Raw genomic sequence first — 22,326 nt, 5'->3', positions numbered from 1 at the left:
AATAATATTATTCTAGAATCTTTATGTTAATTGTGCAAAGATAGATCTTCATTAAAATAAGGGCATCAACAATGAAAATAATTAAAATCATCTTTTTAGCAGTTATATTATTATCAATAATAGGTGGTTGTAGTTTATTTGCCCCTAAAAAACAGAAAAAAACATATCAGCGAAATAATGTAGGTGCTGAACAAGCAACAGAAGATTTAGAAGGTTGTAAGCAACAAGCTGCAGCTGTATTAAAACGTGATAGCACAATAGATCAAGATATTAGTCGTGGCCAAGATTCTGATTCAGGAGGAATTGAAGATACACGTTTGGCCAAAGGGTTGAATGAATATGATGAAAAAAATCGCTATCAGCGTTTGGTTGACGAATGTATGGATGGTCGTGGGTATAATAATTCAGCACGTTAAAGAATTTTTTATTAATAACAAATACCCATGTGTTCTGATCGTATAATTACAGCAGGGGTTGTTGTAATTGGTAATGAAATACTTTCCGGTCGTACCCAAGATGCTAATTTAGCATATCTTGCTAAAGCACTTTCTGCGCTATCTATTCGATTGGAACAAGCTTGTTTTATTCCAGATCAAGAAAACATAATAATTCAAACAGTTAAAATTTATAAGGCAACTTATACTTATGTGTTTACAACAGGAGGAATTGGTCCCACACATGATGATATAACATCTTTATCCATAGCAAAACTTTTTAACGTATCTTTGCTTTTGAATGATAAAGCTGTTTTAAAATTACAAAAACATTATAATTCCCAAGATTTAAATGAATCCCGATTACGTATGGCTAAAATACCGGAAGGGGCAGAATTAATTGATAATCCTGTAAGTGCAGCGCCGGGTTTTAAAATAGATAATGTATATGTGCTGGCTGGTGTACCAATTATTATGCAAGCTATGTTTGAGAATATTAAACATCATCTTGTATCCGGGGATAAAATTTTTTCTATTACATTGGTTGCAAATTTAGGGGAAACAAGTTTTGCAGACCGTCTTACGTCAATTCAAAAACAATATCCGGTAGTCGAAATTGGAAGTTACCCGTTTTTTAAACGAGGTTTTTTTGGGACAAGTTTGGTATTAAGAAGCACAAATTTATCAGAATTAAAAAAAGCACGAGAAGAAATTCAAGAATATATAATTTCACTAGGAGGTGAGATTAAAGAGGAATGATATATAGATTTTTAATTTTTTTTATGAAGATATTTTTGAAAAAATAAAGGAACACCTATAACAACACAAAAAATTCTTATAAGATGAAAAAATACTATAAAAGTACTATCCATGCCTAAGGTTAGAGCAATTAAACTCATTTCGGTTAAGCCAGCTGGACTAAATGCTAAAAAGGCTGTTGAAAATTTTTGTACGTTTAAAACAGATAAAATATAAGCAAAAGTTAAACTAAAAAATAATAAAATACCTATCGCTATTAAAGCTAAAACAAAATGATGGTATAAATTAATTTTTTCTTCCTTATGAAAACGGCATCCAATACTTATCCCAACAATTATTTGGGCAAAAATTATTAAAATAGTTGGCGGGTAAGATTGGGTTAACCCTATAATATGTACAAAAGCACTACATAATAAAGGACAAATTAAATTACCTGAAGGTATATTAAATTTCCATGCAATAAACCAACCAATGAATCCACAACTTATGAGTATGAACCAATCCTTAATTGATAAATCGATTGTATTAAAAATTGTAATCCCAACAGGAGGGTGATACCCACCAAAAATCCTAAACCCAAATGATAAGATAAGCACAATAATAAATATTCTTAATGCATGATTAAAAGCAATAATTCTTTCATCAGCTCCAGCATAGGATCCCGCTAAAACCATTTCACTTAACCCACCAGGTGCAGCGGCAAAATAAGCTGTAGCTTGGTCATATTTTCCTATGCGTCTATAGAGAAATTGGATTATACTTGTTGTGAGCACAACATAAATTAATACGGCACAAGAGCTTAGGAACCAATCTATATTTAAATGAAAAAAATCCGATGTAAAACGGCTACCTAAAAGAACGCCTAATACAAGAGTTGTTATTTTTTTAAGTTTAAAGGAACACTGTAACCTAGCTATGCCTAGTGAATTTAATAAAGCACACCCAACCATAGGCCCAATAATCCAAGGCAAGGGCATTTTTATGATAAAAGCAATTAAAGCACTGGCAATTCCAATAAAAAAAGCAAATAAATAAGATTTTATGTTTTGAGACCTAAAAAGAAACATTTTTTATTAAAACATTAATACATAAACTGCTCACTTAATAAGCGTTCTTGTAAATTTCTTTCTGGATCAAATAATAAACTTAATTTTGTATTTCTATCTTCTTGGATATGAACCTCAACAACATGCCGGACTTCGGTAAAATCAGCAACGGCACTTACAGGTCTTTTTTGAGATTCGAGCATTTCAATTTTTACTTGTGCTTGATGAGGGACAAGGGCACCACGCCATCTTCGTGGGCGGAAAGCACTAATCGGTGTCAGGGCAAGGACGCCAGAACCTAAAGGTAAAATTGGCCCGTGTGCAGAAAGATTATATGCGGTACTTCCTGCGGGTGTTGATAATAATATACCATCACAAACAAGTTCTTCTAATCTTACAATATTGTCGATTGTTATTTTTAATTTTGCAGCCTGTCGTGTTTGTCTTAAAAAAGAAACCTCATTAATTGCTGACGCGTGGGTTGATCGACCATTATGATCAATTGCGGTCATTAAAAGAGGATGCAGTTCAACAGTTTCAGCTTTAGTAATTCTTTCGATAAGATCTATTTCATTAAAGTCATTCATCAGAAAGCCTAAAGTACCACAATTCATTCCATAGATTGGTAATTTTTGAGCAAAATAACGATGAAGCGTTTCTAGCATAAATCCATCCCCACCTAAAGCAACAATCAATTCTGCTTGATCTAAGGGTACAGTTTTGTAACGTTTTTGCAAAAGATTGAAAGCCAATTCTGCTTTTTGGGTGGGTGCTGCAACAATACTAAAAGAAGGATAAATCAAAGATTAAAACCTTATAAGAAGAAATTTGCATAACTATACAATGAAGATAAAAAACACGCAAAAGCTTTAATCGATAAGGAAAATGAAATATACTAGAAATAGTTGTTCTTAATGCAACTTATTTATATAATAGTATTAAATTAAATATTAATTGGACAAAAATGACAGATATAAATAAATCATTAGATCGATTAGAATTGGTTGTTAAACGTTTGGATAATGCGGTTCAATCTTGTGAACAAAAACAGCAAAGTTCTGGTAATGATTGGCAAATAGATTATGAAGAAAGTATGCGCAAATATACATCTCTTCAATCTGAAGTTGTAAAAATATTACCACGTCTTGAAGCAACTATTAATCGACTTAAACAAGTGATTGAGGATTCGAATGGCTAGTGTGAATTTAACAATTAATAAGAAACATTATCAAGTCGCATGTGAAGCCGGACAAGAAAAACATCTTTTGGCGTTAGCAGAAAATGTTCAAGCAAAAATTACAAGTTTAGGGCAAGATATTAACAAAGTAGAAGATGAAAAACTTTTATTAATGGCAAGCTTACTTTTGGCCGATGATTTACATGAAGTACAGTCAAAATTAAATAAAAAGCCCCAACAGCAGGAAATAGCCCTAGATCATCTTGTACAAATTATTGATCATTTAACCCATCATCTAGAAAAGCTTGCACTTCGTCTTGAAGCCTTGTAAAATTAAATAAAGGGCAGAGGCTGTGTAGTGCGACAGATTTATTATCCCTGGGGCCATACTTTTTCTTCTCGGGAACTGTCTCTGTCAGGGTCGTGGCCTTGATATATGGTGCCCACCTGTTTTAACAGGCCACAGAGGAAATCACATCATCGGCTATATGGCTTCACCCTTTATTATTTTTATTAAAAATGCCCTGTTCATCTTCTTATCAAAATATTGATGAATTAAAGAATAAAATGCGCCAAGATTTTTTAAAGAAACGCCAATCTTTGAATGATGAAGTGCGCCAAGAAAAAAATGATAAAATAAAAGAAAATTTTTTTTCTATTTTTAATCTCGGTACCCATTTAATTATTGCGGGTTATATGCCAATTTTGGGTGAGGTCGATTGTATTCCATTACTTCAACAGTTATATAAAGAAAAATGTAAAATAGTTATACCTATTGTCGAAGAACATAATCAATCTTTACGCTTTTGTTTATGGGAACCAGATATGGTCATGGATAAAGGAAAGTTTGGCATTAATGTACCTGTGCATATGTCGTCATTTTATGATCCTGATTTTCTTATTGTACCCATGCTAGCTTTTGATAAAAATGGGTATAGGCTTGGGTATGGTAAAGGGTTTTATGATCGGACTTTAGCGTCATTAAAGCATATTAAAAATATTCAAACTGTGGGTTTGGCTTTCTCTTGCCAATATAGTGAAATTATTCCACATCAAGGACATGATGAACCTTTAAACTGGATTATTACAGATGAAAAAATTAATAAAATTAAATAGGATATATAATGCGTATATTATTTTGTGGTGATGTTGTGGGCCGTTCTGGCCGTGAGGTTATTACACATTACATCCCAATTTTATCTGAAAAATTGTATTTAGATTTTGTTATTGTAAATGGTGAAAATGCTGCAAGTGGGTTTGGCATAACAGAAAAAATATGCCAAGAATTTTATAGGTCTGGTGTTCAGGCTATTACAACTGGTAATCATATATGGGATCAAAAAGAAACAATAAAATTTATTGAAAGAGATCCACGATTATTAAGACCTTTAAATTTTCCATCAAAAACACCGGGACGTGGTTTTAATATTTTTCAGACATCCAAAGGAGGTAAAATATTAATTATCAATGTTATGGGGCGACTTTTTATGGAGTCATTGGATGATCCTTTCGCTGCTATAGAACAAGCCATTCAAGGACATATTTTAGGTACAACTGTCCAGGCTATTATCGTAGATTTTCATGCAGAAGCAACAAGTGAGAAGATGGCTATGGGACATTTTCTAGATGGACGTGTTTCTCTTGTTGTGGGTACGCATACCCATGTACCAACTGCGGATTATCAAATCTTACCCAAAAGAACTGCTTATCAAACAGATGTTGGTATGTGTGGCGATTATAATTCTGTTATTGGTATGGAAAAAACTATTCCAATTGATCGTTTTGTACGTAAATTACCCACAGAGCGTATGGCACCAGCTGAAGGTCCTGCAACATTATGTGGCGTTTGTGTAGATATTGATGATAAAACAGGTCTTGCTCTTTCTATAAAACCTGTCCGTTTAAATGGAATTTTGGATCAAATTTGTCCTGATTTAGATAAAACCTAATTCTATTCCTTAATTTACTATAACTCTTTATTGTCAAATGATAAAAAAACTGGCAAATTAACATAATATTTTCGGTTTTAGAACGAAACTTTATAAAAATAGATATTTTGTTACATTTTTGAATGTTAAATAAAAATGAATAGTTTTCATTTTATTTTTAATGAAAAAGGTTGGTAAAATGGCTGGTCATTCGCAGTTTAAAAATATTATGTATCGTAAAGGGGCACAGGATGCAAAACGCTCAAAACTTTTTACGAAGATCATCCGAGAATTGACAACAGCTGCCAGGCAAGGTTTGGCTGATCCCAATTTAAATCCAAGATTACGTTCAGCTATCCAAGATGCACGCACAGCAAATATGCCTAGAGACACAATAGAAAGGGCAATTAAACGTGGCTCAGGAAATAGTGATGATGTTAACTATGAAGAAATACGTTATGAAGGTTATGGTCCGGGAGGGGTTGCTGTAATTGTTGAGGCTTTAACCGATAACCGTAATCGTACAGCGTCAGAGGTTAGAACCGCCTTTACCAAACATGGGGGTAATTTAGGTGAAACAAATAGTGTAAGTTTTCTTTTCCAAAAAAAAGGATTGCTTACTTTTCCAAAAACTAATGTTGACTTAGAAACGATTTTTGATGCTTCTTTAGAAGCGGGTGCAGAAAATGTTGAAGATGATGAAGAAGAATATCGAATTACATGTACCCAGGAAGATATATCTAAAATAAGAGAGATATTAGAAAAAAAATTTGGAACTCCACGTCAGGCTAAATTAGTTTGGATTCCCCATAATCTTATCAAGGTGAATGAAGATAACGCTGCACAATTATTGAAGTTAATTGAAACTTTAGAAGATAATGATGATGTCCAAAATATAACGGCAAATTTCGATATAGAAGATGATATATTGAATAAACTAACAGTTTAATTATGTCTATATTCCAATTACAGTATTTAAAGCTATGAAGCTTTTAGGTCTTGATCCAGGGTTACGTTGCACGGGATGGGGAATTGTATATTCGCAAGGATCATCGCTTCGCTATATTGCAGATGGTATTGTTGTGTCTGATGCCGAAGACAGTTCATCTGAAAGATTGGTACAACTTTACAAAGGATTATCATCTGTGATTGAACAATATAATCCAGATAGCGCAGCTGTTGAAGAAACATTTGTTAATAAAAATCCAAGCTCTACGTTGAAATTAGGTTTGGCTAGAGGTGTTGTGCTTTTATCACCAGCATTAGCTGGTTTAAAAGTTGCTGAATATTCTGCTAATCTTGTTAAAAAATCTGTTGTTGGCACTGGACATGCAAGCAAAGATCAAGTTCAGATGATGGTACGTAGATTATTACCAGGCTGTACAATTAAAAATTCAGATAGTGCAGATGCGTTGGCAATTGCTATATGTCATGCCCACCATTTATCTACAACCAGATTATGGAAAGTATCTTGATTAAAGGTAAATTATGATTTCTAAATTAACAGGACAAATTGATTTTATTACAGAAGAAGGTATTGTTCTTGATGTAACAGGGGTCGGATATCAAGTATTTTGTTCACGCCAAACTCTTATGCAATTACCAAATAAAGGTAGTGTTGTTAGTTTATGGATTGAAACACATATTCGTGAAGATCATATCCATCTTTATGGGTTTATTGATATGCTAGAACAAGAATGGTTTCGTATATTAATGACTGTACAGGGGGTAGGTGCCAAAGTAGCTTTAGCTATTCAAGGTATTTTACCTGTACCACAACTTATTCTAGCTATAACAAGTCAGGATAAAAATGCTTTAACACAAATTAGTGGCATTGGACCTAAATTAGCTTTACGTATTTTAACAGAGTTAAAAGATAAAGCATCGCATTATGCTAAAATGAATATTCAAATTAAAGACAATCCAATTATTTTATTGGCGGACCAATCACCACTCATCCAGCAAGACGCAATATCAGCTTTGATAAATTTGGGATATAAAAAACAAGAAGCATCGATAGCTGTTAATGAAGCTGCGCGGATCCTGGGATCGTCGGTTAGTCTCGATAATTTAATCCGAATTGGCTTGCAGGAATTGTCAAAGTGAATGATGCTCGTTTAACAGTACCTCATCAACAACCAGAAGATTTTTTTGAAAAATCACTTCGTCCCCAATATTTGAATGATTTTGTTGGGCAAAAAAAATTAAAAGAAAATCTTTCTGTTTTTATTGAAGCTGCACGTGTTAGAAAAGATGCCTTAGATCATTTGCTTTTTTTCGGTCCACCGGGTTTAGGTAAAACAACTTTATCACAAATAGTTGCCCATGAATTGGGGGTAGGGTTTCGAGCAACATCAGGGCCAATTATTACCAAGGCGGGGGATTTAGCTGCGTTATTAACAAATTTACAACCACGCGATGTTTTATTCATTGATGAAATACACAGACTTAATCCTGCTGTTGAGGAAATTCTTTATCCTGCTATGGAAGATTTTCATTTAGATCTTATTATTGGTGAAGGGCCTGCCGCTAGATCAGTTCGAATTGATTTGCCACCCTTTACGCTTGTGGGTGCGACAACAAGATCTGGTCTTATTTCTACCCCTTTAAGAGAGCGTTTTGGTATCCCCTTAAGGTTAGAATTTTATACAGATAATGATCTAGAAAAAATTATTCAAAGAGCAGCAAAAATATTAAAAATTAACATTACTCAAGAAGGTGCAAGTGAAATTGCCAAACGATCGCGTGGAACAGCGCGTATTGCAGGACGATTATTGCGACGTATAAGAGATTTTGCTGAAGTTGCAAAAACTGGTCATATAGATAAAATTTTAGCAGATCAGGCATTAACTAGTTTAGATATTGATATTTTTGGATTTGATTTAATGGATAGGCGATATTTGCAATGTATTGCCTTTAATTATGAAGGTGGGCCTGTTGGTATTGATACTTTGGCAGCAGCTCTTTCTGAACAAAAAGATACCCTTGAAGAAGTTATTGAACCCTATCTTATTCAACAAGGTTTTTTACAACGTACCCCAAGAGGGCGCATGTTAACTTTATCAGGTTATAATTATTTAGGTGTACCAAAACCTAGTAAAAATATAGAAACTAATCTTTTTGATGATCAAAAAAATCTTTCATTCGAAAATAATAGTGATTCATGAATAGCGTCTTGCATCAATTAAAAATTAGAGTTTATTATGAAGATAGTGATGCAGGTGGTATTGTTTATCATGCAAATTATTTTAAATTTGCTGAACGAGCACGTAGTGAAATGTTAAGATCTGCTTTTTTAAGCCCCAAAGAAATTGCAGATACGTATCAAATTATGTTTGTTGTTAAAAAATGTACAATTGATTATATCAAACCAGCTAAATTTGATGATTTATTAATGGTTCAAACAATGGTCCTAGGATGTCATGCTGCGTCATTGGATTTGCAGCAAAAAATTTTACGTGATAAAAGTGTTTTGGCGTCACTTGAAGTCAAATTAGCTTGTGTTAATTTACAAGGGCAAGTGTCGCGTTTACCTAAATTTCTTTATGATGGCTTTAAAAACAGTCTTAAAAAAGACAATTTTAATGGGTATAACTGATCATAATTTTTTATAATAAAGGAAGGTCATAAGTTTAAAATGGATACAAGTACAGTCACAACAGCTGTTGATTCTGCCGCTTTGGCTGGTTCTATGCCAGCAGAAATTACAATGTTAGGTCTTTTTTTACAGGCAGATTTTATTGTTAAATCAGTTATTATTCTTTTGGCTATGGCTTCAATTTGGAGTTGGGCAATTATTTTTGATAAAAGTACAAAATTGCGCAAGCTTAAAGCTTCAGCAAATAAATTTGAAGAAAGTTTTTGGTCGGGTGGATCATTAGAAGAGCTTTTTGATCGTATTGGAGCAAGACCTTCTGATCCAATGTCATCAATTTTTGTTGGAGCCATGAGAGAATGGCGCAGATCTGCGGCGAAAGGGTTGTTAGGGACGGATCAATTGCGCGCTAATTTGCAAGAACGTATTGAAAGGGTCATGAATATTACTATTAGCCGTGAATTAGAATATTTAGAAAGACAAATGATATTTTTAGCCTCAGTTGGATCGGCTGCCCCCTTTATTGGGCTTTTTGGTACAGTTTGGGGTATTATGAATAGTTTTTCATCTATTGCTATGACCAAAAATACAACATTAGCTGTGGTTGCACCTGGTATTGCTGAAGCTTTATTTGCAACTGCCTTTGGTTTGGTTGCCGCTATTCCTGCTGTGTTGGCTTATAATAAATTATCAAGTGATATTAATCGTTATGCGCATCGCCTTGAGACTTTTTCAAGTGAATTTGGGGCTATTTTATCACGCCAATTAGAGGAAAAACATTAATATGGCAGGTATGTTGATTAAAAAAAGAGGAAAATCAAGGGGGAGTGGTCCTATAAGCGATATTAACGTCACACCCTTAGTTGATGTTATGTTGGTTTTATTAATTATTTTTATGGTGACTGCCCCTTTATTGACGGTTGGTGTCCCTGTTGATTTGCCCCAAAGTAAAGCGCAAGTCATTAGTCAGGCAGATGAACCACTTGTGATTAGTATCAATAAAGATGGGGTTGTTTATCTTCAAGAAACAGAAACTAATTTAGAAGGATTGGTTGCAAGATTACAGGCTATAACGAATAATAATAAAGAGAGTAAAATATATGTGCGTGGCGATAAAGATATTGCTTATGGACGTATTGTAGAGGTTATGGGTGCTGTGACTTTAGCTGGTTTTACGCATGTAGCGTTAATTTCACAATTGCCTGAACAAGCGTCTCCACAAAAAAATAAACCGGCTTTAGAAAGTAAATCAGCACCGGCACAACCTTCTAAACCTAAAAATTAAATATAGTTGAGTTGAGACCCAAATAATGACAAGAAGTTTAATTTTTTCAGGTATCATGCATGTGGTGATCCTGATTTTATTAATTTTTGGTCTGCCTACAATGTATACGTTGCCGGAACTTGAACCAGTGATGGTTGTTCAAGTTGTAACTGATTCCATTGATAAAGTTACAACACAAGCTAATAAACCAGGTGCACAAACCAAAAAAAATGAAGAAAAACCTTCTGCACCTGAACCAGAAAAACCTGTGGTTAAACCGGTTGAAGAACCTGAAAAACCTGCACCTTCACCTGTAACAACGCCTCCACCTTCAGCGGAAACAACACCGACGAATGCGCCTGAACCAACACCTGCTAAACCAGAAGAGAGTTTGCCAGAACCAACACCAAAAGAAGATATTAAGCCTGTTCCAGTTCCTCAGAAAAAACCGGATATAAAACCAAAGGAAGAGGTTAAAAAGATAGAGCCTAAAAAGGATCAAAAGAAAACAGATAAACCTGTTCCTGATCAATTAAGTTCGGTTTTGAAAAATTTAGAAAAAAGAAAGCGTGAGCAAAGTCAAGATAAAAACAAAGATAGTAAATCACAACCAACCCCTCAACCTCCTACAGATGCTTCCGAAAAAAGTGAGGCTCAAAACTCTGGCAATCCAGTTACTCAAGGTGAAAAAGATGCCATTATGCAGCAAATTAGGGCAAATTGGTTTATTGATGCTGGTGCAAAAGATATTGAAACTTTTGAGGTCATTGTGCTTGTATGGTTACAACCAGATGGTACAGTATCTGAAGTAAAGGTTGAATCTGATGCAAGATTCGAATCTTATCCAGCTTATAAATCTTTTGTTGAGGGAGCCAGGCGTGCTGTCTTGAAAAGTAGCCCTTTGAAACTTCCACCTGGACGCTATAATGATATGAAAGCTTTGGAGTTACATTTTACACCACAAGATATGTTTTAATTAAAAATCATAGATCTGGTCAGAAAATGTTTTTTTAAGTAAATTGTTTTATGCAAGTAATGGATTAAATGTTTGAAAAGGATAAAAGAAAACCATGGTAAAAAAACATAGTACAGGACGATTATCTATTAATTTATTCTGGATTATAGGAATTATTAGTTTTGTTTTTTTATTCAATGATCAAATCTATGCACAAGAAGGTGTAAGGATTGATATACGTCAACCTAATGTGGCTCCTTTGCCTATTGCCATTACAGATTTTTCATCCGATGGGCAGGTTGATAGTCAAGTTGGTGTTGATTTAGCCAAAGTTATTTCAGCTGATTTAGAAAGATCTGGGTTATTTAGTCCAATAGATAAAAGAGCTTTTATTCAAACAGCAGAATCATTGCGTCAGGGGCCAAGATTTGGAGATTGGCGTGTTATTAATGCGCAAGCTTTGGTGACGGGGACTACTTCGCAATTGCCTGATGGTCGTGTCAGAGTAGAGTTTTATTTATTTGATGTTGCAGCAGAACAACAAATGACCGCTTTTGCTTATTCAACTCAACTTTCAAATTGGCGCCGAATTGCGCATAAAATTGCTGATGCAATTTATGCAAGATTAACAGGTGAAAATGGTTACTTTGATTCACAAATCGTTTATATAGCAGAATCTGGGCCACAGAATAATCGAAAGAAACAATTGGCTATTATGGATCAAGATGGTGAAAACCATCAATTTTTAACAGATGGACGTTCTATGGTTTTAACACCAAGATTTTCACCATCTTCTCGTGATATTACCTATATGTCATTTTCGGGCAAGAAACCTCGGGTTTATCTTTTTAATATTGAAACGCGTCAACAAGAGCTTTTAGGTGATTTTCCTGGTATGACATTTGCTCCACGGTTTTCGCCTGATGGTAATCGGGTTGTTATGAGCTTAGCCCAAGATGGCAATACAGAAATTTATGTAATGGATTTAAGAACAAGGAATCAAACACGCCTGACTAACAATCCGTCAATTGATACGTCACCATCTTTTTCGCCTGATGGGTCAAATATTGTATTTAATTCAGATCGGGGTGGATCCCAACAACTTTATACAATGACCGCAGATGGGGGTAACGTTCAACGAATCAGTTATGGGAAAGGACGTTATGGAACACCAGTATGGTCGCCAAGAGGTGATTTAATTGCTTTTACTAGAATTTATGAAGGTAGTTTTTACATAGGTGTTATGCGCCCAGATGGGAGTGGAGAGCGTTTATTAACCCAAGGCTATCTAGTTGAAGGCCCAACCTGGTCACCAAATGGCCGTGTTCTGTCATTTTTCAAACAAAATCAAAATGGCAAAGTTAAAATTTATACTATTGATTTAACAGGTAGAAATGAAAGAGAGGTTTTAACCCCATTGGATGCGTCTGATCCTGCATGGTCACCCTTGATTCCTTAAACGATATAGTATATGACAGTGTCTAAGATTGTAATCACAAAACGGATGGTTGATCTTGTCAACAATCAAAAAAATGGTTATAATTCTAGTGATTTTATAAATCAAAAAGTGGGAAAATTATTATTTAAAGTTTTGAAAGGCTTTTGTTATGCGAACAAAAATTATGTTTCGTTTTTTATCTATTTGTGCAGCTATAGTATTTCTGGCTGCTTGTTCTTCTGATTCTGAAGATGCTGGGAATTCTGCTGGCAGGGGCATGACAACAGCTAGTGCAACGCCAACAACAACTGATGTAACAAGTCAACCTGTAACACCAGGGTCACAAGAAGAATTGGTACAAATTGGTGATCGGGTATTTTTTGAAGTTGACCGTTATGATTTAACATCAGAAGCGCAAGCTCAATTACAACGTCAAGCAGCTTGGTTACAGCAATATCCTGCTAATAAAGTTATTATTGAAGGTCATTGTGACGAACGTGGTACGCGTGAATATAACCTTGCTTTAGGTGAACGTCGTGCAACTGCAGTAAAGAATTATTTAGTCGCTTTAGGTATCAGTGATGCTCGTCTTCAAACAGTTAGTTATGGTAAAGAGCGTCCAGAAGCTACTGGTTCTGATGAAAGTGCTTGGAGCCAAAACCGTAGAAGTGTAATGGTTTTAAATAACCAGTAAGGTATTATTTTTCAAAAAAAGCCTATACGTCGAGTATAGGCTTTTTTTATGTTTTGCGTATTATGATATGAAATGTTTTTAGACTTAACTATTTTATTAGATTATTATATGGTAATTAGATAAATTTAATTTTATAGATATTTTGTTGATATAGATGACACAAATGGTTTTTTCAAAAATAAAAAAATATTTTATAGGTTCTTTTGTTTTTTTACTTGCTTCAAATGCTTGGGCACAAGACCAAGATATTGAATCTTTGATTAGCAAAATTGACCGACTTCAAAGAGAAGTGTCTGATCTTCAAAGTCAATTATATACAGGTAAAAAATTACCCACTAATTCTACAACGTTATCAAATTCAGGTGTAACTGGATCTGTTGCAGCTAGTCAGGAAGTTAAAATTCAAGAACTTGGTCGGCAAATTAATCAATTAAATGGCCAAGTTGAAGAAATTAATTTTTCTGTAAAACAACTTAAAGATAAAATGGATAAATTTGTTGCTGATGTTGATTTTCGGTTTAAAGAATTAGAAGGGAAAAAAAGCTCAGATATTACATCGCCATCATCCCAAATTGTTAATGGACAAAATATAGCCCCAAAAGTGCAAGATAATATTTCTACTGATGTTGATGATGGTACAGATATTAATAGTATTCAACCTGCAGATGTAAATGGGTCTTCATCTAAAGTGACTTCACCTTTAAATACAACTAATAATGCTGGATCTAAAGGTATTTTGGGTACAATACCCCAAAAAAAATTAAATAATGTTTTAGCTACTGCACCTAAAGCAGATGCAGCACAGGCAGCTGCTATGGCTGGACAAGATGTTAAAATTCCGGGCAAAACTCCTAAAGAACAATATGATTATGCATTTTCTTTGATGCGCCAAAGTAAATTTACAGAAGCAGAAATAGCATTAAAATCTTTTATTTCTCAATATCCTGATAATGAATATACAGCTAATGCTCAATATTGGTTAGGTGAAACATATTATGTGCGTAGTGATTTTGAAAGTGCGGCTCAGATTTTTGCAGAGAATTATCAAAAATATCCTAATAGTACAAAAGCACCAGATAGTTTGTTAAAATTAGGTATGTCTTTATCAGAGCTTGGTGCTTCTGAAGATGCTTGTAAAACTTTATCTGAGTTACCACGCCGTTACCCTAATGCGTCTAAAACTTTGTTAACTCGGGCTGATAATGAACGCAAACGCATTTCTTGTCCTTTATAAAATTGATTATTTTTGAAACAAGATAAATTTTCTCTTTTAACTTTTGATGGTTTTGATGATCTAATGCGATCATTAGGACCTTATGAGAAAGAGGTTGATATAGCTATTGGTGTATCTGGCGGGGCTGATAGTCTTTGTTTAACTTTACTAGCTTATGAATGGATAAAATTTTATAAAGGTAGATTATTTGCTCTTACGGTGGATCATCAATTACGCTCTCAATCATTGGCTGAAGCTGAAAATGTAGGTATGTGGCTAGAAAAGTTAAAAATTTCACATAAAATTTTAATACCACCTATTCCTTTTATAAAAGGAAACCAACAAAATTATGCAAGAAATATTCGCTATAAACTTTTAACAGATTATTGCAAACAAAATAATATATTACATCTTTTAATTGCCCATAATGCAGAAGATCAAATTGAAAGCTCCTTGCTTAATTTAGGACGTGGAAGTGGCGTATATGGATTATCAGGTATGAGTGCGGTCCATTGTATAAATAGTGTAAGGATTTTACGGCCACTTCTTACAATTAATAAATCGATAATATTAGCAACTCTTAAAAATTTTGGATGTCAAACTTGGATTGAAGATCCAAGCAATACAAATGAGAATTATAAAAGAATTCAAATTAGAAAATTGTTACCTACTCTTAAGTCTATTTTACCTTTTAATTATGTACAAAAAACGATTTCTAATTTAGGTTATACAAGATCAGCTATAGATCAAATATTAACGCAAGTTTTAGCAAAGAGTGTGGCATTTTATCCTGAAGGATATATTGTTTTTTGTTATAATTTTTTTGAAACTTTACCTTTTGATTTTTTTTTAAGATGTCTTTCTTATTGTCTTTTAACTGTAGGTAATAATGATTATACACCTCGATTAAGATCAATCATGAATCTTGCCTGTGAAATAAAAAAAGGACTAAATAAAAAAAGAACTTTAGCAGGATGTATTATTATGCCGTGGAAAGGTAAAATACTTATCTGTCGTGAAAAAGGATTAATTAATGATGATATTTTGCTTAAACCTGGAAAAAATTTATGGGATAAAAGATTTTTGATTGAGATCAAAAATATAGAATATGAAAAAGAAAAATATTATATAAAATCTTTAAATTTAAAATTATGGGATAAAATTAAAGAAAAAGTATCCTATTTACCTATACCTAAACCAGTTTTTTGGACTTTACCTGTTATTTGTGATTCTCAAAATAACATTATATCTATTCCACATTTAGGTTATGTTCTATCAGAAAAATGGCAAGAAAGAGTTTTTTTTTCTTTTTCACCCCTACATTCGTTAACAAAATCACATTTTGCGGTTGTTTCTTTTGATAGAAATACTATTTAATATATAAGAAATTATCATCGGTACTTTATAATTTGGAGAATAAAGGTGAATCTTGGTAGAAATGTAGCAATTTGGGTTTTTGTTATTTTATTATTGGTGCTGCTTTTTAATTTATTTGATAGTAGTTCTTTGCATACGCATTACGCTAAAGTTACTTATTCTGAACTTTTAAATCAATTACAACAAGGTACGATTACGGAAGTTACTATTCGCGGTCAGCAACTAGAGGGACGATTTTCTGATGGTAAATTCTTTTCTACTTATATTCCCCAACAAGATCCAACATTAGCCCAAAGATTAGCTCAAGCAGGTATTAGTGTTAATGCTGAACCGGAGGATAGTGGTAACCCATTAGTTAATATGCTGCTTGCTTGGTTACCAGGAATTTTATTGTTTGTTCTGAGCATTTTTATATTTAGGCAAATGCAATCAGGTGGTGGTAAAGCAATGGGTTTTGGCCGCTCTAAAGCTAGATTGTTAACTGAAAAATCTGGACGAATTACTTTTGAAGATGTTGCTGGAATTGAAGAGGCTAAAATAGAGCTTCAAGAAATAGTCGAGTATTTAAAGGACCCCCAAAAATTTCAAAGATTAGGTGGTAAAATACCTAAAGGTTGTTTGTTGGTTGGTCCTCCAGGAACAGGGAAAACGCTTTTAGCACGGGCTATAGCAGGGGAGGCAAATGTACCATTTTTTACAATTTCTGGATCTGATTTTGTTGAAATGTTTGTTGGGGTAGGAGCAAGTAGGGTACGCGATATGTTTGAACAAGGTAAAAAAAATGCACCTTGTATTATATTTATTGACGAAATTGACGCTGTTGGTAGACACCGTGGTGCAGGTCTTGGTGGAGGTAATGATGAACGTGAACAAACTCTAAATCAGCTTTTAGTTGAAATGGATGGTTTTGAAGCTAATGAAGGTGTTATTCTTATAGCAGCAACGAACAGACCAGATGTTTTAGATCCTGCTTTATTAAGACCCGGTCGTTTTGATAGACAAGTTGTTGTACCTAATCCAGATATTACAGGACGTGAACAAATTTTAAAGGTACATATCCGAAAAGTACCTGTGGCACCTGATGTGGATGTACGGACTATTGCACGTGGAACCCCTGGATTTTCTGGTGCAGATTTAGCTAATTTGGTTAATGAAGCTGCATTGCTTGCAGCTAGAATTGGACGACGTGTTGTAACGATGCAAGAATTTGAAATGGCCAAAGATAAGGTCATGATGGGTGCTGAACGCCGTTCTATGGCTATGAGTGAAGAGGAAAAAGAATTGACAGCCTATCATGAAGCTGGACATGCTATCGTTAATATTTATATGCCTAAAGGCGATCCACTGCATAAAGTTACAATTATTCCTCGTGGCCGCGCTTTGGGGGTTACAATGTCACTTCCTGAAAGGGACCGCCTTAATTATTCCTTGGAATGGTTAAAAGCAAAAATTGCTATGGCTTTTGGTGGGCGTGTTGCGGAGCAAATCATTTATGGTAAAGATCATCTTAATAGTGGTGCATCAAACGATATAAAAGTAGCAACAGATTTAGCACGTAGTATGGTAACCGAATGGGGGATGAGCGAAAAATTAGGTCCACTTCGTTATAGTGATAACCAAGAAGAGGTTTTTTTAGGCCATTCAGTAACACAACGTAAAAATGTTTCTGATGTAACAGCGCATCTTATTGATGAAGAAGTCCGTAGGATTATTGAGGAAGGTGAGCAGCAAGCTCGGAAAATTTTATCTGAACATACTAAAGAACTTCATTTAATAGCTAAAGCATTGCTTGAATATGAAACTTTATCTGCTGATGAATGTATGTCTTTAATTCGAGGTGAGACTATAAGAAAGTATGATCCGTTATCTACAGCAACCGAAAAGCCACGTCGTTCAATTCCTGATAGCGGGGCAGTTCCTTATAACAAGGGGTCTAAATCTAATCCATCCCCGGAACCTCAACCTGGTGGATAGGTGAAGATTAAGGATTCAAGTTTTCAAAAACAGATCCTTTATTTTAAATTAATGATAACATTCGCTTATGGCAATCAGTAGTTTTGCAGGAGTATCTCTAGAAAAACCTATTATTATGGGGATTGTTAATGTAACACCTGATAGTTTTTCTGATGGGGGAATTTATTTTGATCATAAAAAAGCTGTAGAGCATGGACAAAAATTATGGCATGCAGGGGCAAGAATAATTGATATTGGGGGTGAATCAACCAGACCAGGATCTTTATCTGTACCACCGGAAGAACAAATAAGGCGTATTATTCCTGTTGTCAAAGAATTAGCTAATTGTGGTATAAGAATATCTGTCGATACAACACATAGTCAGGTGATGGAAGTTGCACTTGAATGTGGTGCACAAATAATTAATGATATAAGCGCATTATCATTTGATCCAAAAAGTTTTTTAATTATACAAAAATATCAAGCATCTGTCATTTTAATGCACATGCGAGGTAATCCTCTTACCATGCAGCAGAATCCTTTTTATGAAAATGTTTGCAATGATGTTTTTTTTTATTTAGAAGAAAGGATAAATTTTTGTCGGGAACATAATATCGAATTAGAAAAAATTGCAATTGATCCCGGAATAGGATTTGGTAAAACAACAAATCATGATTTATCTTTAATCGCACATTTAGATATATTTACCAAATTAAAGGTTCCCATAGTTATAGGTGTTTCAAGAAAAAAATTTATTGGTTTTTTATCAAATAATGTGCCACCTGATCAAAGATTGGCTGGCTCTTTGATTGCAAATTTAAAGGCTTGGATTAGGGGTGCTCATATATTTCGTGTCCATGATGTCCAGGAAACAATCCAAGCTTTTTCGTTATGGAATTCTTTATCAAATGCGTTATGATTTATTAAGATTTAATTATTTTTAGGATATTATTATGGCTAGAAAATTATTTGGTACAGATGGTATTCGAGGGAAAGCAAACACACAACCTATCACAGCGGATATTGCGTTACGTCTTGCTCAAGCGGCAGCAATAAAATTTATTCGTGGCGATCATCGTCATTTAGTTATTATAGGAAAAGACACAAGACTTTCTGGGTATATGTTAGAACCAGCATTAACTGCTGGGTTTATTTCTATGGGTATGGATGTGATATTATTAGGACCACTGCCAACCCCAGCAATTTCTATGCTTACAAGATCATTAAGGGCTGATTTGGGTGTAATGATTTCGGCATCTCATAATGCTTTTGAAGATAATGGTATTAAACTTTTTGGCCCAGATGGTTTTAAATTATCTGATGAAATGGAACTTTCAATTGAACATCATTTTTTTGATGAACCTCAACTATTAAATCATTTAGCAGCACCTACAAGTCTTGGACGTGCAAAGCGCCTAGATGATGCACGTGGTAGATATATTGAATTTGTCAAATCCAGTTTTCCTAAAGGAATGAGGTTAGATGGTTTAAAAATTGTTGTTGATTGTGCCCATGGTGCTGCCTATAAGGTAGCCCCGATGGTTTTATGGGAATTGGGCGCAGAAGTTATACCTTTATCTGTATCACCAGATGGGTTGAATATAAATAAAAATTGTGGTGTTTTACATCCAAAATTACTGCAAGAAAAAGTAATAGAATCTGGCGCTGATTTAGGTATTGCACTTGATGGTGATGCAGATAGATTAATATTATGTGACGAAAAAGGTCGTATTTTGGATGGAGATCAATTATTAGCGATGGTTGCCGAATCTTGGAAAAATACGAACAGATTAATTGGGCAAGGTATTGTTGTAACAGTCATGTCAAATATTGGGTTAGAATTATTTTTAAAAAATATTAATTTAAAAACCTATCGAACAGCAGTTGGGGATCGTTATGTTACCGATTATATGCGTAAAAATGGCTTTAATATAGGTGGAGAACAATCAGGTCATATTATTTTTCTCGATTATGCATCAACAGGGGATGGTTTAGTTGCAGCACTTCAAATTTTATCTATTTTGAAACAATCAGATAAGCCTGCAAGTATGGCTGGAAAAAAATTTGAACCTTTACCCCAAGAATTGCGGAGCATTAATTATAAAGGGCAGTTGCCATTACAACATCAACAAGTTAAAAAAGCTATTGAGTCAGCCGAAGCATCTTTGGGTAAAAATAGCCGTATTGTTATAAGGCCATCAGGCACAGAACCAGTTATACGGATTATGGTTGAAGGAGAAGATCCATATAAAGTGTCCCAAGCAGTTAATGATATTGCTGAGGTAATTAAACAGGTTTCTTAAATATTAAATTTTATACCTTGTGCTAAAGGTAATTGATGTGAATAATTGATGGTATTGGTTGCACGTCGCATATAATTTTTCCAACAATCGGAACCGGATTCCCGGCCACCCCCTGTTTCTTTTTCACCACCAAATGCCCCACCAATTTCTGCACCACTCGGGCCAATATTGACATTGGCTATACCACAATCACTTCCCTGAGCAGATAGAAAATATTCAGCTTCTTTTATATCGTTGGTAAAAATACAAGATGACAATCCTTGGGGCACATCATTTTGTAATGCAATCGCTTCATCTAAAGTTTTATAAGTCATACAATATAAAATAGGTGAAAATGTTTCGTGACGCACAATATCAGTTTGTTTGGGCATTTCAACTAAAGCAGGACGTACATAAAATCCATTAAAATTTTTTACTTTTATTTGTTGGCCACCTGTAATTTTACCCCCATCTTTTTTTGCCTGTATCAAAGCATTTTGCATATTGGTAAAAGATGCTGCATCGATTAAAGGCCCTACATGAGTTGTATTCTCTAAAGGGTTACCAATTTTTAAACTAGAATATATCTTTTTTAATTGCGCAATTAGTTTAGGTGCTATTGCGTGATGAACAATTAATCTCCGTAAACTGGTGCAACGTTGTCCAGCGGTTCCAACCGCACTAAATGTGATAGCCCTAAGGGCCATATTTAAATCAGCTGCAGGTGTTACAATCATAGCGTTATTACCACCTAATTCTAATAAAGAACGTCCAAATCTTTCTGCAACTTTGGGTGCTACTGCACGTCCCATATTTGTGCTACCTGTGGCGCTTATTAAAGCCACACGTGAATCATTCACTAAAATAGAACCAGATGTACTATCTCCAATGATAATTTGTGATAAATCTTTAGGTGCATCGCCAAATTTTTTTAGAGCTCGGTAAAAAATATTTTGACAAGCTAAGGCCGTTAAAAGTGTTTTTTCAGAAGGTTTCCAAATAATACTATTACCACAGACTATAGCAAGAGCAAAATTCCAACTCCATACGGCAGCAGGGAAATTAAAAGCACTAATAACACCAATAACACCAAGTGGATGCCATGTTTCCATCATACGGTGTCCTGGTCTTTCTGAACTAATTGTAAGACCATAAAGTTGTCTTGAAATACCTTGGGCAAAATCACATATATCAATCATTTCTTGAACTTCGCCTTTACCTTCTTCAAGAATTTTTCCTGATTCAACCGAGATTAAATACCCTAAATCATTTTTTACTAAACGAAGCTCTTCACCTAATAGCCTAATTAATTCACCCCGCCGTGGTGCGGGTATATTTTTCCATATACCAAAAGCTTTTACGGATGATGTAATTTTTGTATGTATCTTAGAAACTGAATCAAATGAAACTTTACCTAAGCTTTGACCATCAATAGGTGATTTAAGTATCCAATGCCCTTTATTAAGAGATGAAGGATTAATGTCTAATGATTTAAGAATTTTTGCTATATTCATAAAAAAAACTTTATAAAAAATTAGTATCTTTTATTTATCTAAATTTTGTTCTGTTGGACTATCTAAAAAATCTTCATTACTTTGTATATTTATCTCCTCTACATTATTATGTCCCGCTTTTTCTATGGCTTCATTAAGATCAATCTGACTACATAATCCAAGTAAAACAGGATCGCGCGGCCGAAGATTAGTAAAATTCCAATGACTTCTATCACGTATAGAAGCAATCGTTGTTTTTGTTGTTCCAATTAGTTTAATAATTTGCGCTGCAGTTAATTCAGGATGATGTCGTAGGAGCCATGCAATAGCATCTGGTTTATCTTGACGTTTTGCAATAGGTGTATAGCGTGGGCCACCTGTCCTTAAAACAGGTAAGGGGTTGTCGGTTCTAGCAAGTCTAAGATGGGCTTTTGAATCTTGAACACATCTATCAATTTCTTCTTGGGTAAGTTGACCATTAAGTATAGGGTCAAATCCAACAATTCCAACAGCAACTTCACCATCGGCAATACCTTGCACTTCTAAAACATGCATTTTACAAAATTCAGCTATTTGTTCAAAGGTTAACGCAGTATTCTGTATTAGCCATACAGCTGTTGCTTTTGGCATTAATACCTGGTTCATTTTTATTTTTTGTTTGTTAGCCATAATCTTAACCTCATTTCTGAATTTTATTTTTTATACAACCATATTTTAT

At 34.4% G+C, this 22,326-nt stretch carries 25 protein-coding genes and 1 other RNA gene; 22 read left to right on the top strand and 4 right to left on the bottom strand.

Features of this window, described 5'->3' with window-relative positions; translation table 11 throughout:
* The first annotated feature begins 71 nt into the window (after positions 1 to 71).
* Both K1X44_02975 and K1X44_02970 read left to right on the top strand, forming a co-directional pair.
* Entirely contained in the window at positions 72 to 416 is a 345-nt protein-coding gene (locus K1X44_02975; GenBank protein MBX7146254.1) for a hypothetical protein, read from the top strand.
* Positions 417 to 443: 27 nt separating this feature from the next.
* Positions 444 to 1,193: a competence/damage-inducible protein A gene (locus K1X44_02970; protein ID MBX7146253.1), complete on the top strand. Its 750-nt coding sequence runs from the start codon at positions 444 to 446 to the stop codon at positions 1,191 to 1,193.
* A gap of 11 nt (positions 1,194 to 1,204) precedes the next feature.
* Here K1X44_02970 and K1X44_02965 read toward each other — a convergent pair whose 3' ends face one another.
* Positions 1,205 to 2,260, bottom strand: coding sequence for an AbrB family transcriptional regulator (locus K1X44_02965; protein ID MBX7146252.1), 1,056 nt, complete (start codon positions 2,258 to 2,260; stop codon positions 1,205 to 1,207).
* Between the two features lie 14 nt (positions 2,261 to 2,274).
* Entirely contained in the window at positions 2,275 to 3,042 is a 768-nt protein-coding gene (locus K1X44_02960) for an NAD kinase (GenBank protein ID MBX7146251.1), read from the bottom strand.
* 161 nt (positions 3,043 to 3,203) lie between these two features.
* Between K1X44_02960 and K1X44_02955 the strand changes: the two genes are divergently transcribed.
* The 20 genes from K1X44_02955 (at position 3,204) to glmM (ending at position 20,136) form a co-directional block, all read left to right on the top strand.
* Entirely contained in the window at positions 3,204 to 3,437 is a 234-nt protein-coding gene (locus K1X44_02955) for a hypothetical protein (GenBank protein ID MBX7146250.1), read from the top strand.
* On the top strand, positions 3,430 to 3,747 hold the full coding sequence (gene zapA, locus K1X44_02950; protein ID MBX7146249.1) for a cell division protein ZapA: 318 nt from the start codon (positions 3,430 to 3,432) through the stop codon (positions 3,745 to 3,747). Before K1X44_02955 ends, zapA begins: the two co-directional genes overlap by 8 nt.
* A 14-nt stretch (positions 3,748 to 3,761) precedes the next feature.
* Positions 3,762 to 3,915: non-coding RNA, 6S RNA (gene ssrS / locus K1X44_02945), on the top strand.
* A gap of 20 nt (positions 3,916 to 3,935) precedes the next feature.
* Positions 3,936 to 4,532, top strand: coding sequence for a 5-formyltetrahydrofolate cyclo-ligase (locus tag K1X44_02940; GenBank protein ID MBX7146248.1), 597 nt, complete (start codon positions 3,936 to 3,938; stop codon positions 4,530 to 4,532).
* Between the two features lie 8 nt (positions 4,533 to 4,540).
* Positions 4,541 to 5,365 carry a TIGR00282 family metallophosphoesterase gene (locus K1X44_02935; protein ID MBX7146247.1) on the top strand — a complete coding sequence of 275 codons (825 nt, stop codon included), beginning with the start codon at positions 4,541 to 4,543 and terminating at the stop codon, positions 5,363 to 5,365.
* Between the two features lie 178 nt (positions 5,366 to 5,543).
* On the top strand, positions 5,544 to 6,293 hold the full coding sequence (locus K1X44_02930) for a YebC/PmpR family DNA-binding transcriptional regulator (GenBank protein MBX7146246.1): 750 nt from the start codon (positions 5,544 to 5,546) through the stop codon (positions 6,291 to 6,293).
* 34 nt (positions 6,294 to 6,327) lie between these two features.
* Positions 6,328 to 6,819 (top strand): crossover junction endodeoxyribonuclease RuvC, encoded by a 492-nt coding sequence (ruvC, locus tag K1X44_02925; protein MBX7146245.1) that lies wholly within the window; start codon positions 6,328 to 6,330, stop codon positions 6,817 to 6,819.
* Between the two features lie 13 nt (positions 6,820 to 6,832).
* On the top strand, positions 6,833 to 7,450 hold the full coding sequence (gene ruvA / locus K1X44_02920; GenBank protein MBX7146244.1) for a Holliday junction branch migration protein RuvA: 618 nt from the start codon (positions 6,833 to 6,835) through the stop codon (positions 7,448 to 7,450).
* Positions 7,447 to 8,511, top strand: a complete 1,065-nt coding sequence (gene ruvB / locus K1X44_02915; GenBank protein ID MBX7146243.1) for a Holliday junction branch migration DNA helicase RuvB — start codon at positions 7,447 to 7,449, stop codon at positions 8,509 to 8,511. The genes ruvA and ruvB overlap by 4 nt, the downstream gene beginning before the upstream one ends.
* Positions 8,508 to 8,942: a tol-pal system-associated acyl-CoA thioesterase gene (ybgC, locus tag K1X44_02910; protein ID MBX7146242.1), complete on the top strand. Its 435-nt coding sequence runs from the start codon at positions 8,508 to 8,510 to the stop codon at positions 8,940 to 8,942. The genes ruvB and ybgC overlap by 4 nt, the downstream gene beginning before the upstream one ends.
* Positions 8,943 to 9,053: 111 nt before the next feature.
* On the top strand, positions 9,054 to 9,722 hold the full coding sequence (gene tolQ / locus K1X44_02905) for a protein TolQ (GenBank protein ID MBX7146241.1): 669 nt from the start codon (positions 9,054 to 9,056) through the stop codon (positions 9,720 to 9,722).
* Between the two features lies 1 nt (position 9,723).
* Positions 9,724 to 10,224, top strand: a complete 501-nt coding sequence (gene tolR, locus K1X44_02900; GenBank protein MBX7146240.1) for a protein TolR — start codon at positions 9,724 to 9,726, stop codon at positions 10,222 to 10,224.
* Between the two features lie 25 nt (positions 10,225 to 10,249).
* Positions 10,250 to 11,179 (top strand): hypothetical protein, encoded by a 930-nt coding sequence (locus K1X44_02895; protein ID MBX7146239.1) that lies wholly within the window; start codon positions 10,250 to 10,252, stop codon positions 11,177 to 11,179.
* A 94-nt stretch (positions 11,180 to 11,273) separates the two neighbouring features.
* Positions 11,274 to 12,617, top strand: a complete 1,344-nt coding sequence (tolB, locus tag K1X44_02890; protein MBX7146238.1) for a Tol-Pal system beta propeller repeat protein TolB — start codon at positions 11,274 to 11,276, stop codon at positions 12,615 to 12,617.
* A 160-nt stretch (positions 12,618 to 12,777) separates the two neighbouring features.
* Complete coding sequence (gene pal, locus K1X44_02885; GenBank protein MBX7146237.1) at positions 12,778 to 13,290, top strand: peptidoglycan-associated lipoprotein Pal; 513 nt, start codon at positions 12,778 to 12,780, stop codon at positions 13,288 to 13,290.
* Between the two features lie 154 nt (positions 13,291 to 13,444).
* Entirely contained in the window at positions 13,445 to 14,524 is a 1,080-nt protein-coding gene (gene ybgF, locus K1X44_02880) for a tol-pal system protein YbgF (protein MBX7146236.1), read from the top strand.
* Positions 14,525 to 14,536: 12 nt separating this feature from the next.
* The gene (tilS, locus tag K1X44_02875) at positions 14,537 to 15,880 is read left to right on the top strand and encodes a tRNA lysidine(34) synthetase TilS (protein MBX7146235.1); all 1,344 of its coding nucleotides are present in this window, start codon (positions 14,537 to 14,539) and stop codon (positions 15,878 to 15,880) included.
* Positions 15,881 to 15,925: 45 nt separating this feature from the next.
* Positions 15,926 to 17,854, top strand: coding sequence for an ATP-dependent zinc metalloprotease FtsH (gene ftsH / locus K1X44_02870; GenBank protein MBX7146234.1), 1,929 nt, complete (start codon positions 15,926 to 15,928; stop codon positions 17,852 to 17,854).
* A gap of 67 nt (positions 17,855 to 17,921) precedes the next feature.
* Positions 17,922 to 18,752, top strand: coding sequence for a dihydropteroate synthase (gene folP / locus K1X44_02865; protein ID MBX7146233.1), 831 nt, complete (start codon positions 17,922 to 17,924; stop codon positions 18,750 to 18,752).
* Positions 18,753 to 18,783: 31 nt separating this feature from the next.
* Positions 18,784 to 20,136 carry a phosphoglucosamine mutase gene (gene glmM, locus K1X44_02860; protein MBX7146232.1) on the top strand — a complete coding sequence of 451 codons (1,353 nt, stop codon included), beginning with the start codon at positions 18,784 to 18,786 and terminating at the stop codon, positions 20,134 to 20,136.
* Here the strand turns inward: glmM and K1X44_02855 are convergent.
* Positions 20,133 to 21,629 carry an aldehyde dehydrogenase family protein gene (locus K1X44_02855; GenBank protein ID MBX7146231.1) on the bottom strand — a complete coding sequence of 499 codons (1,497 nt, stop codon included), beginning with the start codon at positions 21,627 to 21,629 and terminating at the stop codon, positions 20,133 to 20,135. The genes glmM and K1X44_02855 overlap by 4 nt on opposite strands.
* A 30-nt stretch (positions 21,630 to 21,659) precedes the next feature.
* Positions 21,660 to 22,253 (bottom strand): DUF1013 domain-containing protein, encoded by a 594-nt coding sequence (locus tag K1X44_02850; protein ID MBX7146230.1) that lies wholly within the window; start codon positions 22,251 to 22,253, stop codon positions 21,660 to 21,662.
* Positions 22,254 to 22,326: the final 73 nt, after the last annotated feature.

Source organism: Alphaproteobacteria bacterium (assembly GCA_019695395.1).
In the GTDB taxonomy this organism is placed as follows: domain Bacteria; phylum Pseudomonadota; class Alphaproteobacteria; order JAEUKQ01; family JAIBAD01; genus JAIBAD01.
This window is presented reverse-complemented; position numbering and strand designations above follow the sequence as displayed.